Raw genomic sequence first — 16,445 nt, forward strand, 5'->3', positions numbered from 1 at the left:
ACAGCCATTAAAAATACTATGTTAGTCTAAATATGTAAGAAAATTCTATTTATGTTGAATGGAGGAAATGAATTGAAAAAAGGAATCGCCGTTGTTCTTGCGACTGGTCTTGCATTTGGTTCAGCACTACCTGCTGCAGCTTCTTCAAATGATTTAAAACCGGAACAAAAGCAGGCACTAGAGAAAATGGAAATTGTGAAGCAAAATTGGGAAAATGAGCGTAAGGTGCCATCTTTCCTTTCCGGAAAACTATCTGAGAAGAATGTTAAAACCGAAAAAGCAATTCAATCATATTTAAAATCAAATGAAAGTCTATTTAAAGTAAAAGTAAAGGATCTAGAACTCATTAGCGAGTCAACTGACGATCTTGGTATGACGCATTACGAGTACGTTCAAACGGTTAAAGGTGTTTCGATCGACGGAGCGAGATTTATCGTACATACAAATGAAACAGGCGAGGTTGTAGCAGTCAATGGGGATCTTCACCCTGATGCGAATAAGAATTTCAAAGGCAACTATGAAGTAAAGCTATCCGAAAAGGAAGCTGTTAAAGAAGCGTGGAACCATATTAATGTGAAGCCTAAAAACACTGTGAGCGACAACCCTAGCTTTGTTAAAAAATCAAATGCTTCTGATATGGTCGAGAAAAGTGAAAAAGTAGTCTATCAAAAAGACAATAACTATTATATGACATATAAAGTTCAACTTCAGTTCATCGATCCATATCCTGCAAATTGGCAAATTTTTGTTGACGCAAGAGATGGATCAATCGTAGATTCCTACAACGCAGTTACTGAAGAAGCAACTACCGGTCACGGAACTGGCGTACTTGGTGATAATAAGTCACTTAATACGTACTACTCCAACGGAACGTACTATCTTTACGATACAACAAAGCCTATGAATGGTGTCATTGAAACGAGAACAGCTTTTCTTGGGAATTTCCTTCCTGGAAACTATTCAACTGATGACGATAATGCGTTTACTGATACTTCTCAGGGTGCAGATGTGGATGCGAACTATTATGCCGGTACAGTTTACGACTACTACTACAACACACATAACCGTAACAGCTTTGACAACAATGGTGCGACAATTCGTTCAACGGTTCATTATGGATCGAACTACAATAATGCATTCTGGAACGGTTCACAAATGGTTTATGGTGATGGGGACGGTACAACATTCGCACCACTATCTGGTGCGCAGGACGTCGTTGCGCATGAAATTACGCATGCCGTAACAGAAAGAACAGCTGGACTGAAATATCAAGATCAATCAGGAGCATTGAATGAGTCTATGTCCGATGTATTTGGATATTTCGTTGAACCGGAAGATTTCCTTCTAGGTGAGGATGTTTATACGCCTAATAAGTCTGGAGATGCGCTACGAAGCTTATCGAATCCAGAAGCATATGGTCAGCCTTCTCATATGGATGATTACTACAATACTTCATCCGATAATGGCGGTGTTCACACAAACAGCGGAATTCCGAACAAAGCAGCATACCTAACCATTCAAAGCATTGGTAAATCAAAAGCTGAGCAAATTTATTATCGTGCATTAAGTGTTTATTTAACGCCAACAAGTAACTTTAGTGAAGCGCGTTCTGCCCTATTGCAGGCAACTACAGATCTTTATGGTACAGGCACAACGTACAATTCAGTTGCAAATGCGTGGACACAGGTTGGTGTAAACTAAATTACAATAATCACATTAATCCAGAAGGAACTACAAAAAGCTTGTTGAGAGACGATTCGATTCTCAACAAGCTTTTTTTATGTGCTTCGCTTTGAGTGCTCGCTTAAGGCGGGACGTTATACCTTTTCGTTCATTCGTTAGTCACTTTGACACTCAGTAGAGATTTAAACAGAAGAAATTCTAAAAAAAAGACTCTGCATGCCACAGAGCCCTCTCGTCTTTATTGATATGTTTTAAGCAAATTCCGGATTTTATCACCAGCCCACATCTCATCAGGGGCGTCATCATACATGATTTCAAATGCTGCGTGACCACCAGCCGCATGACTCGTTCCAATGCTGATACCCAATCCACTATCTGTAAAGTACGTAAACGTTTCAGAATGCTGATCGGTTCCAATTCCATCCAAGTTATCAGCATTCTGCAATTGGTCTAGCGTTACATTTGCTTTTAAGTCGCTCGCAAACTCTGCTTGATCGGGATTAACCGCCTTAAAAGCATCTGACTGGAATAGCGAAAGAAACGATTCATCTAGTACTACTGCGTCAGATAGTCTGATCCGTTCTCGATTTTGGATATCGACGTTTGTTGTGTAGAAGAGGTTGTTTGGGTGAGCAGCACCTTCTACATACCCGCTACCTGCATACTGAACGCTTAAGAAATATGCGCTCTGAAACGAAATTGTATAGTCGATCTCTAGGTCTAGCCCATCTGATTCATCGTAAAAGTTTAATACATTGTGTGCCTCTTTGTAGAGAAGATCGTTCAAAGTCTCCTGTTTCGTCGTATCAGTTAAGCCAGTGATTTGAGGATAGTTGATGGAGACCCCATTTTCGGTGAAATTTTCTTTAGTAAGATCATAACTTTCGTTTGAATCGGTATTATTCTCTTCATCAGTAGGCGATTCATCTAAGGTGGCTTCATCCTCATTTGAAGAATCATCCTCTGTCGAACCATTCTCTTCTGACTCTACTACACTATCATTTTCGGTATCGTCGGAAGTTCTCTTGGCTTCGTCGTTACTTTGTTTCGTTTGGTCTATTTTCTTGGAATCGTCCTTTGCTACGTCCTCGTCTTGTCCGCAAGCTGCAAGTAAAAGACTAAAAGACAGAAATAGTGCACTTAAAAGCATTTTGTTCACAGGCTCATTCTCCTTCTTAGAATTCATTATCTTAAAAACACGGAAAGAAGAGATGATAAAGAATCCTATTTATGTATTTTCTCCCCATGTGAAAACCACAACCATTATTACACACCATTCCTTATAATACAATATTTGTAATTTATGGAATATAAAAGAGGGAAAAAGGTTCAGAAAATTGGTTATCCACAGATTTTTGTGGGTAACCATATACCCATGCTTATACCCCCGCAACTTCCGAATATACCCATATAGGGTATATGGTTCAAGCTGTTGATAAGTGCTCAAAAGCTAATAGTACCAGTACATCTAGAAGTTATCAACAACCTATTTTCTACATCTTTTCCTTTCCAATCCACACTTGAAGGTAATTTCGACGATAGCTTTTAAATTATGCTACAATGATGTTCAGGAAAGCTTGATACGGAAAGGAAGACCAGCCTATGGAACACTTATTGAATCCTAAAGTGAAATCAATTGAAATTTCAGGTATACGTACTTTTTTCAATATGGTTTCAGATTATGAAAATATGATTTCTCTAACAATTGGCCAACCAGACTTTGAAACACCCAATCACATTAAAGAGGCTGCAAAATCAGCCATTGATGACAATCGAACAACGTACACACATAATGCAGGCATACTGGAATTACGAAAAGCTGCAGCAAACTTTCTCCAATCAAAATATAATTTAATATATCAAGCGGAGAATGAAGTTATTACAACGACCGGCGCAAGTCAAGCTATTGACGTGACACTTCGTACTGTATTAACTGAGGGATCTGAAGTCATTCTTCCTAGCCCTGTTTATCCTGGTTACGAACCTATTATTACGCTTTCAGGTGCAACAGCGGTTCATATAGATACTACGCAACATGAATTTAAAATGACGCGTTCATTGATTGAATCAGCTCTCACTGAGAGGACAAAGTGTATTATCCTTCCATCACCATCTAACCCAACAGGTGTTGCATTGTCTGAAAAAGAACTATCGGATATTGCAGATCTTTTAAGAGATAGAGAGATATTTGTTCTATCTGATGAAATATATTCTGAACTTAATTTCTCGGGTAACCACACCTCAATTGCTCAATTTGAAGGAATGAGAGATAAAACAATCGTGATAAACGGACTCTCAAAATCCCATGCAATGACAGGCTGGCGAGTTGGTTTTCTTTTCGCTCCTGAGAAGATTTGCAAGCATATTCTAAAAGTTCACCAGTACAACGTATCCTGTGCTTCTTCTATATCTCAATATGCTGCTCTCGAAGCACTGCAAAACGGACTTGAAGATCCAGTCGAAATGAGAAAAGAATATGAGATTCGAATGAATTACGTTTATAACCGACTCGTTGAGATGGGACTTTCTCCAATCAAACCGGACGGCGCATTTTATATTCTTCCTTCCATTAAGCAATTTGGTTTATCGTCATTTGACTTTGCAATGAAGCTCGCCAAAGAAGGAAATCTTGCAGTTGTGCCAGGCAGTGCTTTTTCTGACTACGGAGAAGGTTATGTAAGAATTTCATTTGCTTACAAGCTCGATGTATTAAGGGAAGGTATGGATCGATTAGAAAGGTTTATAAAGACTCTTTGATCCACAGCAAAAAAAAGCCATCATGGACAAAACGTCCATGATGGCTTTTCTCATTATAAAGTTACGACTTGGTTATCACTGTATGAAATCCAATCACTATAACTACCTGGATAAAGTTTGGCATGAACACCCGCTTCTTGGAAAGCAAGTATATTGACACACGCCGTTACGCCAGAACCACAGTATATAATAGGTTCTTGACCACTCTCTATCTCCCCTACTCTCTCGAGAGGCTCTCTCCACTTTTGCGTTTCTGTAAGGTTATCCTTCCAAAAATAATTCACTGCACGAGGGATATGTCCCGCTCTCGCATCAATAGGCTCTTCTTTGCCAGAGTATCGTTCAGGGGCACGTGAGTCGACAATTGTACGACCTTCAATCTGCGCCTGCTTCACATCATTCATTGACACAATCATGGAACTATCTAGACTAATTGGATAATGGGAGGCACGGACAGAAGGTAACTTCGATTCAATTTTTAACCCCTCCCCTCTCCAAGCGTCAATCCCACCATTTAGAACAGCACGTTGTTTATGGCCCGCAAAGCCGAGCAAAAACCAGAGCCTTGCAGCCATCGCACTGTGCTGGTTATCGTAAGCAATCACTTTTGAATCCGGTTCAATTCCGAGACGTTCAACCAAATGTTGTAATTGCTCTTGATCAGGTAGAGGGTGTCTTCCACCATGCTCACCAATCTCACCTGACAAATCCTTCTCGAGATTTGCATAAACGGCACCTGGTATGTGCCCATTTAAATACGATTCGTACCCGCTTGAAGGATTGCCAAGATCGAACTGGCAGTCAACAACGACTAACTTTTCATCATATAAATGGTCAGACAGCCACTCAACTGTAACGAGATTTTTCATTGGTTCATTCCCCCAATAATTTCGTTTTAATTTGCTCAACCTGATGTTCTTTATGTTCCAAAACTTCTTTATTAATTGTGGTTGTGAGCATATAAGACGTAGATTCGACGTAATTCGTAATTTGAGAATCAACCTGATCTTTCAACACTCTCATCATCTGTTCATAATAATGGAAAGCACAATCCTGAAGAACGTGCTGTTCAGCCTTTAAATAATTATTAACCGGTTGGTTGAACAATTCTTTTAACTCATCATGCAATTGACTTCTACCGTTTTGTTCAAAGAACTGTTTCTGTGATTTAAACACAGATCGCGCTTTCTTTTGTATAACCTCGATCGGAAGCCATGATGATAGAGATTGAGCAAATGCTGGTGTTTCCATTTCTTTATATCCTTCTCCAGCATAGCGAAATTCAGATAGTTTGTAACTGATGATCATTTGAATGTCTTTCTCATTCTTTTGAAGCTCTCGCTTAATAAATCGATCGACTCGGAGTGAAGCAGCTCTTAATTCTTGAAGTACGTCCTGTTCAATGTCCTCTAAGAGACTAGAAGAGGCATCTACCAAATCTTCACGGCTACTCACAACGGAAGGATTAAATGCTTCTTTAAAGAAATCATTGAAACGATAGAACAGACGCTGCGGAATATAATGAACAAGCTCTGTTAATTCCTGTTGAATCGACTTTTGCGACGATGATATAGCATAATTAGAAAGTTCCTTTTTTGCTTCCACAGCTCGTACTTTAATTCGTTTTAACTGCTTTTCTTTGTCACTTGAATCTAGTTCATAATTTAATAGCCATTGCTGGATTAACTGCTGAACACGATTGATTTCATTCAAGTTGGCTTCAACCGCCAATATTGAAAGATCAGAACGGATAAATTGATAAAAACGTGCCTCGAAGTCTTCAACTCCACCCTTTTTCTTCAATTTATCAGGTAACCCATCTAGAAATCTTCTTTCTTCCTGATTGAGATTTTGTTGCCCTTCAAGCATGCCCGCAAGACTTGAGACGGGGTAAAGTGATGGTTGACGTATCCCATATTGCTGAAGCTGATGCGTTACATGATCAATAACAACTTGTAATTCTTCTTGATCTTCTGCAAGGTCTGCAGCATTTAATAGGAAAAACATTTTATCTAATTCAAATACATCTTTCACTCGACCAAGTTGAATGAGGAATTCTCGATCTGCTTTCGAAAATGCATGATTATAATAGGTTACATATAGAATAGCATCGGCAGACTTCATATACTGGAAAGCAACGCCAGTATGACGTGCATTTATTGAATCTGCTCCAGGCGTATCAACAAGCGTGATGCCTTCTGTTGTAAGCGGGCAGTCATAAAATAACGAGATTGAAGATATAAATGCAGCCTTCGACTCATTCACAACCATATCTTTATATTCTTCTATAGATACTTCTCGTTCATTTCCAAGATATTCGATTTCCGACTCACCTTCAAGCACTGCTCTCAAGAAGAGCGCATGGGGCTTCGTATCAGCGGATTCTCGTTTGAAAATCTTTCCTGTCGCAATTAATTGCAAACTATCTTGTATCGAAAAGGCTTGCTCACCAAAATAGGAAAGAGAATGTTTTAAGTCATCAAGAAGTTCTGCTTCTGTTTTGTAATAAATCATAGCTGTTTTGTGTGGATGCTGATTTGTTACCGGACAGATTCGATTAAGTGTAGCTGTTGTTGGATTTGGAGATGACGGTAGAATTGTTTCCCCAATTAATGCATTTGCAAATGAAGATTTCCCTGCACTAAAAGCACCAAATAAAGCAACAGTATAAGATTTATCTTTCATTTTTGCTGCCTTATTTATCAAAGTGGATTTAGTTTGTTCGAATCCTGGTAAATCATCTAGCTGGCTAGCAATGTCGTAAAGAGCAAGAGCCGTTTCTTCAGTAGATGGTAAACGATCCGATAATTCTTCTCTTTGAATTTGTTTCTTCTTTGAAGTCGGCTGGTTTCTCTGTCGTACGTGGTTCTCATCAACCGGTTCAATAATAACAACCTCTTCATCTCCTGATTTTAACGACTGCTTTATTCTTTCAGCTGCGTGCGTAGCATCTTCATCATGGTCACCGCTCATAATTGACCACAGGTCCTCATATTTACGATTTGCAATTTTTAATCTCGCTAAATAAGTAGCTGCCGCTTTTTCTCCTACCGTTTCTTTGAATGATGCTTCTGCTTTAGTTGAAGTTTGTTCATGATCCTTTTTCACTTGTTCAAGAAGATCATCCTTCACACGTTCTGCTTGCTGTTTCATCTGTGATTTAAGGAGGTTTGCAATATTTTCAGTATAGTGCAAGACAGCCTCTCCTGATGCACCTGTACCCTTATTTGCCTCTTCCTGAATCACACTGAAATCAGCAATTAGTGGCTTCTCAGATAAATCTACTTGCTCCACCTTTGCTGTCTCAACAAGCTGTTGCAACAGCTGATGAAAATGCCATTCAAGCTGTGATTTAACCTGCTCTTGTAAGCCATCCATAAATGCCTGGTACCTAGCATTTCTTTCTTGCTCTGTTTTCTTTTCTCGGAAAATAAAACCTACCTTAAATCCTGGTTGGAGGGACTCAAGATACGCTCTACCAGCTTCACGAACTTCGTAAGGCATTAATATTGCGCTTTTTAGTATTTTGGATGATTCTAAATGAAACTCTTCCTCAACTAAATCGATGCGTTCATTCGAATTTGAAAGTGTATGCTGCATAACGTTAAACGCTTCATTCACGTCATCATCTTCCACTTGAACAGCTGTTACATCTGCAAGTAGCTCAACTGCTGCATCATATACGCGTTTGACTTTCTCTTCCGTTGTTTTGTCTGAAAGCCCTTCGATATAAGACTTCAATTGGTTAAACTGATTGTGAGGATGCTCAAGATCTCTTAATGAAATAAAAAAGAATGATTCAAGAGAAATACCCCACGTCTCAAATGATTCAACAACCGAACGCTGAAATGATTTAAAGGATAGTTCTGATTCTTTATGTTTGTCAATTTGATTTACGATTAGAATGACTTTCTTATTCTGGCGATAGAGCTCACGAATAAATTGGTAATTCACTTCAGATTGTACATGATTGTAATCCATAACATAGAAGACAACATCGGCTAAATACATAGATGACTCGGTTGATAGGCGATGCGCTTCATCTGTTGAATCAATTCCTGGAGTGTCTATTAGGATAACATCTTGATTGAGCATGGAAGGTGAGGAAAGTTCCACGCGTTCCACTTCTTCCCCATTCAAGCAATACCCTTTAACTACTTCAATATCATAAGGCGCTTGAAACACCATTTTCTTACCATTCAAAAAATGAACAGAAGCACCGGGTTCACCTGAACGAACTCGAACGGTGTTGGCACTTGCTGGAATTGGACTAGAAGGCAGTAGTTTCGTATCAAATAAAGCATTGATTAACGATGATTTGCCTGCAGAAAAATGCCCCGAAAATAGAAAGTGTTGCTCTCCAGTCATTAGCTTATGAATAAGCTGTTTTACTTTTGTAGCTTCAGGCGTGTCAATCTCTCGCTCAATTAGCGCAAGACGTTCGAGTAAAACGTCCTCTTTAAGTCTTGTATGCAACTTGGAATCATGCTTCATGTTATACCGCTGCCTTTCGTTAATAGTGTCTATCTTAGAATAACGCTTTCAAACGATTTTTCCCAGTCCTGATTTATAAAAAAAAGACTTATTTGAATGTTATCTCAATAGTCCTATGTTTTCCTATCCATATTCAACAAAAAAAGCCGGGCAATAGCCCGACTTAAGTGTATACTTATTTATTTCCTTTGTCGTTAAACTTACGACGCTTGTTACCACTGCCACTGCTGTTACGGTCGCCACGGTATCCGCCACCGCTTCCACCTTTACGGCCTCCGCGATCGTTGCTACGGTTACGGTTACGATTTCCACCGCTACCACCACGATTTTGTGCTTTTTTCGCACGTAGTGGAGCAATCTCTGTAATTCTAACAGGAGTAGTATCAGGCTCTTTTGTTAGTAGCTTAAGTGCTGCAGAAAGAAGCGTTACAGAATCGTGATCATCAAGAAGCTGTTCAGCTGATGAACGGTAACCTGAATGATCCTGCTCTTCAATCGTGCTTTGAAGCTGTTGAATTGCCATTTGTTGCTGACCTTCCATTGCTTCAGCAAAACTTGGGATCGTACGCTTCTGCATTGATTTCTTCGTGATTTTCTCAATCACTTTCAAGTGATCATACTCACGTGGAGTGATGAACGTTGAAGCGAGACCTGATTTACCAGCACGGCCTGTACGACCGATTCTGTGAACATAGCTTTCAGGATCTTGAGGAATGTCAAAGTTATAAACGTGAGTAACACCGCTAATATCAAGACCACGAGCTGCAACGTCTGTTGCTACCATGATGTCGATTGTGCTGTCTTTAAACTGCTTAATAACCTGGTCACGTTTACCCTGTGGTAGATCACCGTGAATTCCTTCAGCCATATAGCCACGCTTCTTAAGTCCTTCAGATACTTCATCAACGCGTTTCTTTGTTCTTGCAAACACAATCGCAAGCTCAGGAGACTGAGTATCAAGAAGGCGACAAAGAATATCGAATTTCTTAGAATCACGAACTTCATAATAATGCTGTTCGATTGATGGAACAGTCATTTCTTTTGATTTCGTTCTAACTGTCTCTGGATTGCTCATGAACTTCTCAGCAAGAAGCGCAATACGTTTAGGCATTGTAGCAGAGAACAGAAGCGTTTGACGCTCATTCGGTACACCTTTAAGAATTTTCTCGATATCTTCGATGAAGCCCATGTTGAGCATTTCGTCTGCTTCGTCAAGAACAACGAATGAAACTTCTGAAAGACGAATTGTTTTACGTTCCATATGGTCAATTAGACGTCCCGGTGTAGCTACAACCAGGTGAGGTTTCTTTTTAAGTGCTTTAATTTGATGAACGATGCTCTGTCCACCGTATATAGGAAGGGCACGTACGCCTTTTGCTTGACCAATACGATTTAGTTCTTCCGCAACCTGTACAGCAAGCTCACGAGTTGGAGCAAGAATGATTCCTTGTACGTGCGAAAGAGAAGTGTCGATCTTTTCAATCATTGGAATACCAAATGCAGCAGTTTTACCAGTACCAGTTTGTGCTTGGCCAATTACATCTTTACCTTCAAGCGCAATTGGAATAGTACCTGCTTGAATTGGTGTTGTTTCTTCGAAGCCCATTTGATTAACGGCTTCTATTAGTGTGTTACTTAAACCTAGATCTTGAAATTTTTTCAACTTTTAAAAACTCCTTTTTACTTTTAAATGCATTAAATGCTATAGACGGGAGACAACTCTCCTGATAATGTTCAAAAAAAGCATTTCCCTAATGTTGGAAACGCTCGGAACAAGCAACTCTTCATTCACGTATAGCCAAAGTTAAGAGTACCACTTTTATGAGGATAATTCAACTATACTTCATAAAAAGATTTTTCAGCTTACTTCTCTGCTCGAGGTATATGTAACTCAAACTCGGCTTGTAGAGAAGCTGTGACATCACCTTCTTTTCCATTTCCAATCGTATGACCATCCACTTCAATTATAGGTCTTACTTCTTGTGTTGTACTAGAAATAAAAACTTCATCAGCTTCAAGCAACTGCTGTTTCGTAAATGACTCTTCTTTCACTTGAATACCAAGATTCACAGCTACTGATACTATTTTCCTTCTAGTAATACCATCAAGAATCAAATGGTTTGCTGGATGCGTATAAAGGACACGATCCCTAATGAGAAAAACATTTGTTGAGCTTCCTTCAGTAACAATTTCTCCTCTATGGAAAATTGCTTCATCAAATCCCTTTTCTGTTGCATCCTCTTTTGCTAACACATTGCCAAGCAAATTAAGACTCTTTATATCACAGCGTAACCAGCGAATATCATCAGTAAACATGGCACGTCCTGGTAAACGAGATGGCTCTACTTTGTACTCTTTTGTGTATGCAACTAAAACGGGTATAGCGTTTTCAGGGAAGGCATGATTTCTTGGAGAAACTCCTCGAGTAACTTGTAAATAGAGATGACCGCTATGTACGTTGTTGAATTTCATCAACTTTTCTATTCTTTCTTTAAGATTAGTTATGCTGAAGGGAAGCGTGATCTTTATTTCGCCAGCACTTCTTCCAAGTCTTTCTAGATGTGCGTCCAATTCAAAAAATTGACCATTGTAAATACGCACTACTTCATAAACGCCGTCTCCAAACTGATATCCCCTGTCTTCAATATCAATTGAAGCATGTTCTTTTGAAATTAATTCATCGTTTAATAGAATCAATTTTTACACTCCTATCGCCTTTTTTCTCCCTCAACTTTAACATATACATAAGATCGTCTTATATATCTTTTTTATCTGAATAGTCTTATTTATTACATTCTATTCCAAATTCCATTCTAGTTATTTACAAACGCCTTTTAATCCACTAGAATTTGTATTCGTAGGGTAATTTTCTAAAAATTAGGAGGGTTTTGAATGAAGAAATTATTACTTCCATTTATGTTGTTTGCGCTTGTATTCGCGGCAGCTTGTAGTAACGATGAGGTAAATAACAGCAACGAAAACGCTAGCAATTCTGCTAACAGCGAAGAAACAACTAACAGCGAAACTGACGTAAAGGGTGCACTTCTTGATTTCCAAATGAACCTTATTCAAACGGTAAACAAGAATGACTCTCCAATCTATGGATTCGAAGCTGCAAAGGTTGCTGAAGACAAACCTTCTGATGAAGAACTTGCTAAAATGAAATCTGAAGCTGAATCAGCAGCGAAGCAAGTTGCAGAAGATGTTCGTGGTGTAGAGGTTCCAGCTGAACTTGAAACTTACCAAAGTGACATCGAGTCAGCATTAGAAGATCTTGCAAAATCATACGAAACAAGAGCAGCTAACCTATCTGATGAGGCAGAAGCAGCATATGAAGAATCCGATGCTCAATTTGCTTCCTTTGAAGAAAAAATGGGTTCTGTATACAAAGATGCAGGTCTAACTGCACCTAGCTTTGCAGCAGATCTAGTAGATTAATAGAAAGTACGAAAAAACCGTTACGAAATGTAACGGTTTTTTCTAATGTCTTCTAGAAGCCGTAAATCGTCATACCACCATCTACATAGAGAGTTTGTCCGGTCATATAATTAGACGCTTCAGATGATAGAAACACACTTGCACCAACAAGATCCTTAAGCTCGCCAACGCGTTTCATTGGCGTTCTTGATAGAATATCCTGAAGGTATTCTTCATTTTGTAATAGCTTATCCGTAAGCGGTGTTCTGAAATACCACGGTCCAATTGCATTCACTGTTATATTGTCATCTGCCCATTCTAAAGCGAGGTTCTTGGTCATTTGAATCATCCCTGCTTTAGTTGCTGCGTACACCACCCCCGTTCTAAGTGCTACGTGTCCTGCAACCGATGCGATATTAATGATCTTACCTCCTCCATTCTCTTTCATTATCTCAGCACATGCTTGAGACATAAAAAAAGCCCCTTGCAGGTTCGTTTGAAAAATTTTGCCCCATTCCTCTTCTGTTACATCTTTAGCTTTTGATCGAATATTCATGCCAGCATTATTAATAAGTACATCGATTGTACCGACCTCTTTATTAATTTGCTTTACAGCATCGTTTATTTCCTCATTACGCGTAATATCAGCTTGAATAGGATAGGCTTTTCTTCCAACGTCACGAACGAGTCCTGCCGTCTCGTTAATGTCAGCTTTCGTTCTAGCAAGGATTACAACATCAGCACCTGCTTCAGCTGCACCTACTGCAAGTGCTCTTCCGATTCCTTTACCTGCTCCAGTAACAACGACGATTTGATCAGTTAATTCAAACGATGGCAAATAAGACAAGGTGTTTCCACTCCTTTTTTATAGATCTACTAGAATACTTTTCAATATAGAAGAGTAAACTCCTCCAATCATTATTGTTTACATATTAAAATTATGTACAATATGTTTAGAAAAATATGTATTTAGTTCTTCTCTTCATGCTACACTGAAAGAAAAAAAGGGGGATTGCAGGTGCATCAGGATACTCTCGGATATTCCATGCGCGAACTTCGATTGTACCTTGGACTTTCACAGGCTGAGCTTTCAGATGGCATCTGTACACAGGCATTAATCAGCCAAATTGAGAACAATGATGTATCTCCGTCCGCAGAATTACTCTATCAACTTGCATCAAGACTTGGTGTCGATATCAACTATTTCTTTCATATGAAGGAAACGCCTCGCCTGGATTACGTAAATGAAGTGATTCGTCAGGTAAGGCGGCACATTATAAGACGTGAATATTCCGAAGTAGAAGAGATACTAGATTCAGAAGAGTCGAACCCCCTTTTTAGACTCGTTAAAAATCAACAATTCTATTTGTGGCATAAGGGTATTTGCATGTATTACCTTTATAAGGAAGCAGAAACTGCGCTTCAACTCTTGGATGCTGCACTCCACTATACAACAACCACACCTAAGAATTACTCTGAACGGGAAATTGAAATCCTCATTAGTATGGCCATTCTATATAGTGAAGAGAAGGATTGGGATCTAGCGCTGCCTTTATTTCATAAAGCTCTCTATCACGTTCGCTTCTTCCCGATTATTAATGATGAGACAATTGAAATTAGACTGTATTATAATTACGCGAAGGCTCTTTCAACCTGCCGTAACTTTGAGAAAGCACTTTCGATTGCGAGAGAGGGGTTTCTTCTTTGTCGTGATAAACAGCGTCTTTATTTATTTGGTGAACTAAGCTACCAGTGTGGGAAACTAAACTTTTTACTAGGAAACCAGGACCTTGCCTCCAAATACCTCACCACTTCCTCTACTATTTTTAAACTAGATCAAAATGAAGCGTTCAAACGTCATGTAGATGATTATGCAAAGAAGATCGGAATGCTCCCACATAAAGCATAAATTATTTTTGCTTTGTTTTCTCAATTAAGATGACGATAAAATTAAAGAGAGACACGAAGAAAAGTCCTGCAGTGATAAACAATGTGAGTTCTTCCATTGCATGTCCTCCTTTCAAGAAATTCAAGAACTATTCATTCTAATTTGCAAGAATTGAGCTGATGTAAGCAAGTTCTAAGCCTCTTTTCATTCTTTAATGGCAGTAAGGAAGATCTTCGTCACTGATTATATAATTAGATACTTGTGCCATTTCTTGCGAGTCTATAGGAACTACCGCATAACTACTGAAAACGACAAGAGAAAGCAAAAGCAAAGCTGTCCACTTTTTCAAATTATCCCCCTCCTTTGTTACATTTATATTACAACGGTTCCAATATTTATGCGTTGGCTTTATATGGGCAACTGATAAACCAAAAAAGCTTCGTTCGACACGAACGAAGCTTTTCCATACTTATAGATAAACATGCTTATATTTTATGGCGATTCAATTCTTGGATCACTTTATTAACAGAAGACTGGTAACGCTCACGACTCCATGAATTATATGAGGGGTGAGGTACGTCTTCAACAACTGTCCACTTCTCACTAGACACATTTGCAAGCTTAAAGAACTTTTGTGCAAATCGACCACATGGTACGATTGTCACTTCTCGATCAACTAGAGCATTCAAACGCTCTCGAAACTTATTCAAAATAAAGTTCTGAATGTCATTTAGGTTTTCATCTTTAAAGTGACTCTTCTGATTTGATGTTCGGATGGTTTCCAGTTGATCCAGGAAACCATTGCAATTATCAATATCCTGTTTTTCGTATGGACGCTTTTGCATTGGGATGTTGCATACGTTCAAAAGTCCAACAACATCGAGGGAAGGTCTATCCTTGCTTTCTTCCAACTGTTTTTGTAGAAGAAGACCAAGAGGCTTACCGTACCCTTCTCCAAATAACTTTTTTGACATCGTTGCACCTGATGGCCCAGCTACTGGCACACCATTCTTTACTTCGGCAACGTGCGGAGATTCCAATATGAAGATTAGTTTTGTTTTAGGAGTTATTATACCTTGTACTTCATACCGATCCGATAGCGTATTGTATAGCTCTTCGTAATTTAAAGACTCTTCCATACTAGTTCCCTACCTTTAACGATTTACTACTCCGTCACTTATGATAATTAATTTTAACAGCTTCTTTTTCTATTATTCTATTAAACGATTACTCAAAGGGAATATCTTCGACTATGTCGTCTTGTTGAAGTCGGTATTGAATCTGTCTCGCCATTAATTCATACCCCTGATCATTTGGATGAAAACCATCTTCAAAGAACAGGTTTTCATCAACTGAATGAAATAATTCGTAGATTGGCACAAATGTCGTGTTATCATCTTTCTCAACGGTTTCTTGCGTCGCTCCATTCCACCGCTGTACAATTTGATCAATTTCCGTGACAGATTGAAAATTTTCTAATAATGGATTATATAGTCCAATAAACAAAATAGGCGCTTCGGAGTTAATGCTTCTAATCCTATTCATTATTTGATTAAGGCGTTCAACATAACTTGTTTGCTCTTTCTGAAAATCATCCATTTGAAGATCAAGAAAATGTTCTTTGACAACTTTCATCAAATCATTTCCACCGATACTCATTACAATAACATCAGCATCACCTAATGCTTCCTCAACATTTTCTTCTTTAAGCATTTTATATAATTTAGGTGTTCTTCTACCATGCACTGCAAAATTCTCAACTAAAACGGATGAATCTGCTTCATTTTCTATATTTGCTGCAAGGCGTCCAATGTATCCCTGACCAGTCGAATCACCACTCCCTTTTGTAAGGGAGTCTCCAAGACCGACCATTGTCAAATCAGGGTCCTTAAGAACCGCTTCTTCTGTAGTGGATGAAACTTCTTCTACTTCTTTACTTGTTATTTCAGGAGTAATCGTTGTACTTGCCGAATCTTTTTTATCTGCGATAGATGAAATAACTGTTTCATTAGGCGCTTTATTCATTACCATCATAGATGCTGCTTGCTTTATTTCATTCAGACGCTGACTGCGGTATTCCATTACTGGCTTAATGCTTAGTAGAATACCTCCAGCAAGAATGAGGAATAAAAACAGCCATGCTCTCTGTTTTTTCATTACAAAAACCTCCCCATTACACTTACATTTATACCCTCATTGTATGAGG

13 protein-coding genes are annotated in these 16,445 nt (G+C 38.9%); 4 read left to right on the forward strand and 9 right to left on the reverse strand.

The annotated features are described in order from the left end of the window. Positions 1-72 precede the first annotated feature (72 nt). Positions 73-1,701, forward strand: a complete 1,629-nt coding sequence (locus FBF83_RS01770) for a M4 family metallopeptidase (protein ID WP_136945432.1) — start codon at positions 73-75, stop codon at positions 1,699-1,701. Positions 1,702-1,921: 220 nt separating this feature from the next. On the opposite strand, the gene FBF83_RS01775 is transcribed toward FBF83_RS01770, so the two are convergent. Then, positions 1,922-2,842, reverse strand: coding sequence for a hypothetical protein (locus FBF83_RS01775; RefSeq protein WP_169525141.1), 921 nt, complete (start codon positions 2,840-2,842; stop codon positions 1,922-1,924). A gap of 443 nt (positions 2,843-3,285) precedes the next feature. Here FBF83_RS01775 and FBF83_RS01780 point away from each other — a divergent pair, with 443 nt between their 5' ends. After that, on the forward strand, positions 3,286-4,440 hold the full coding sequence (locus FBF83_RS01780) for an aminotransferase A (protein ID WP_136945434.1): 1,155 nt from the start codon (positions 3,286-3,288) through the stop codon (positions 4,438-4,440). 53 nt (positions 4,441-4,493) lie between these two features. On the opposite strand, the gene FBF83_RS01785 is transcribed toward FBF83_RS01780, so the two are convergent. The 4 genes from FBF83_RS01785 to dat form a co-directional block, all read right to left on the reverse strand. Further along, complete coding sequence (locus FBF83_RS01785; protein ID WP_136945435.1) at positions 4,494-5,309, reverse strand: sulfurtransferase; 816 nt, start codon at positions 5,307-5,309, stop codon at positions 4,494-4,496. A gap of 4 nt (positions 5,310-5,313) precedes the next feature. Then, a complete protein-coding gene (locus tag FBF83_RS01790) occupies positions 5,314-8,934 on the reverse strand; it encodes a dynamin family protein (RefSeq protein WP_136945436.1) in 3,621 nt (1,206 codons plus the stop codon). Positions 8,935-9,109: 175 nt separating this feature from the next. Beyond that, entirely contained in the window at positions 9,110-10,597 is a 1,488-nt protein-coding gene (locus FBF83_RS01795) for a DEAD/DEAH box helicase (protein WP_136945437.1), read from the reverse strand. A gap of 200 nt (positions 10,598-10,797) precedes the next feature. Beyond that, entirely contained in the window at positions 10,798-11,631 is an 834-nt protein-coding gene (gene dat, locus FBF83_RS01800) for a D-amino-acid transaminase (protein WP_136945438.1), read from the reverse strand. Between the two features lie 195 nt (positions 11,632-11,826). Between dat and FBF83_RS01805 the strand changes: the two genes are divergently transcribed. After that, complete coding sequence (locus FBF83_RS01805) at positions 11,827-12,372, forward strand: hypothetical protein (RefSeq protein WP_136945439.1); 546 nt, start codon at positions 11,827-11,829, stop codon at positions 12,370-12,372. Positions 12,373-12,424: 52 nt separating this feature from the next. On the opposite strand, the gene FBF83_RS01810 is transcribed toward FBF83_RS01805, so the two are convergent. Then, positions 12,425-13,198, reverse strand: a complete 774-nt coding sequence (locus tag FBF83_RS01810) for an SDR family NAD(P)-dependent oxidoreductase (protein ID WP_136945440.1) — start codon at positions 13,196-13,198, stop codon at positions 12,425-12,427. A 171-nt stretch (positions 13,199-13,369) separates the two neighbouring features. Between FBF83_RS01810 and FBF83_RS01815 the strand changes: the two genes are divergently transcribed. Further along, positions 13,370-14,260 carry a helix-turn-helix domain-containing protein gene (locus tag FBF83_RS01815; RefSeq protein ID WP_136945441.1) on the forward strand — a complete coding sequence of 297 codons (891 nt, stop codon included), beginning with the start codon at positions 13,370-13,372 and terminating at the stop codon, positions 14,258-14,260. A 190-nt stretch (positions 14,261-14,450) separates the two neighbouring features. Here the strand turns inward: FBF83_RS01815 and FBF83_RS20660 are convergent, their stop codons facing one another. The 3 genes from FBF83_RS20660 to FBF83_RS01825 all read right to left on the reverse strand — a co-directional run bounded on the left by FBF83_RS20660 (position 14,451) and on the right by FBF83_RS01825 (position 16,396). Beyond that, complete coding sequence (locus FBF83_RS20660) at positions 14,451-14,588, reverse strand: hypothetical protein (protein WP_169525142.1); 138 nt, start codon at positions 14,586-14,588, stop codon at positions 14,451-14,453. 136 nt (positions 14,589-14,724) lie between these two features. After that, complete coding sequence (locus FBF83_RS01820; protein ID WP_136945442.1) at positions 14,725-15,378, reverse strand: uracil-DNA glycosylase family protein; 654 nt, start codon at positions 15,376-15,378, stop codon at positions 14,725-14,727. A gap of 88 nt (positions 15,379-15,466) precedes the next feature. Then, the gene (locus FBF83_RS01825) at positions 15,467-16,396 is read right to left on the reverse strand and encodes an SGNH/GDSL hydrolase family protein (RefSeq protein WP_136945443.1); all 930 of its coding nucleotides are present in this window, start codon (positions 16,394-16,396) and stop codon (positions 15,467-15,469) included. Positions 16,397-16,445 lie beyond the last annotated feature (49 nt).

This window comes from Guptibacillus hwajinpoensis, from assembly GCF_005144865.1.
Lineage (GTDB): Bacteria > Bacillota > Bacilli > Bacillales > Guptibacillaceae > Guptibacillus > Guptibacillus hwajinpoensis_A.

Excerpts from the sequence above, each read along its gene's own strand:
- FBF83_RS01785 (WP_136945435.1), bottom strand. The coding sequence starts at position 5,309 with ATGAAAAATCTCGTTACAGTTGAGTGGCTGTCTGACCATTTATATGAT.
- FBF83_RS01780 (WP_136945434.1), top strand. The coding sequence starts at position 3,286 with ATGGAACACTTATTGAATCCTAAAGTGAAATCAATTGAAATTTCAGGT.
- FBF83_RS01805 (WP_136945439.1), top strand. The coding sequence starts at position 11,827 with ATGAAGAAATTATTACTTCCATTTATGTTGTTTGCGCTTGTATTCGCG.
- FBF83_RS01825 (WP_136945443.1), bottom strand. The coding sequence starts at position 16,396 with ATGAAAAAACAGAGAGCATGGCTGTTTTTATTCCTCATTCTTGCTGGA.
- FBF83_RS01790 (WP_136945436.1), bottom strand. The coding sequence starts at position 8,934 with ATGAAGCATGATTCCAAGTTGCATACAAGACTTAAAGAGGACGTTTTA.
- FBF83_RS01820 (WP_136945442.1), bottom strand. The coding sequence starts at position 15,378 with ATGGAAGAGTCTTTAAATTACGAAGAGCTATACAATACGCTATCGGAT.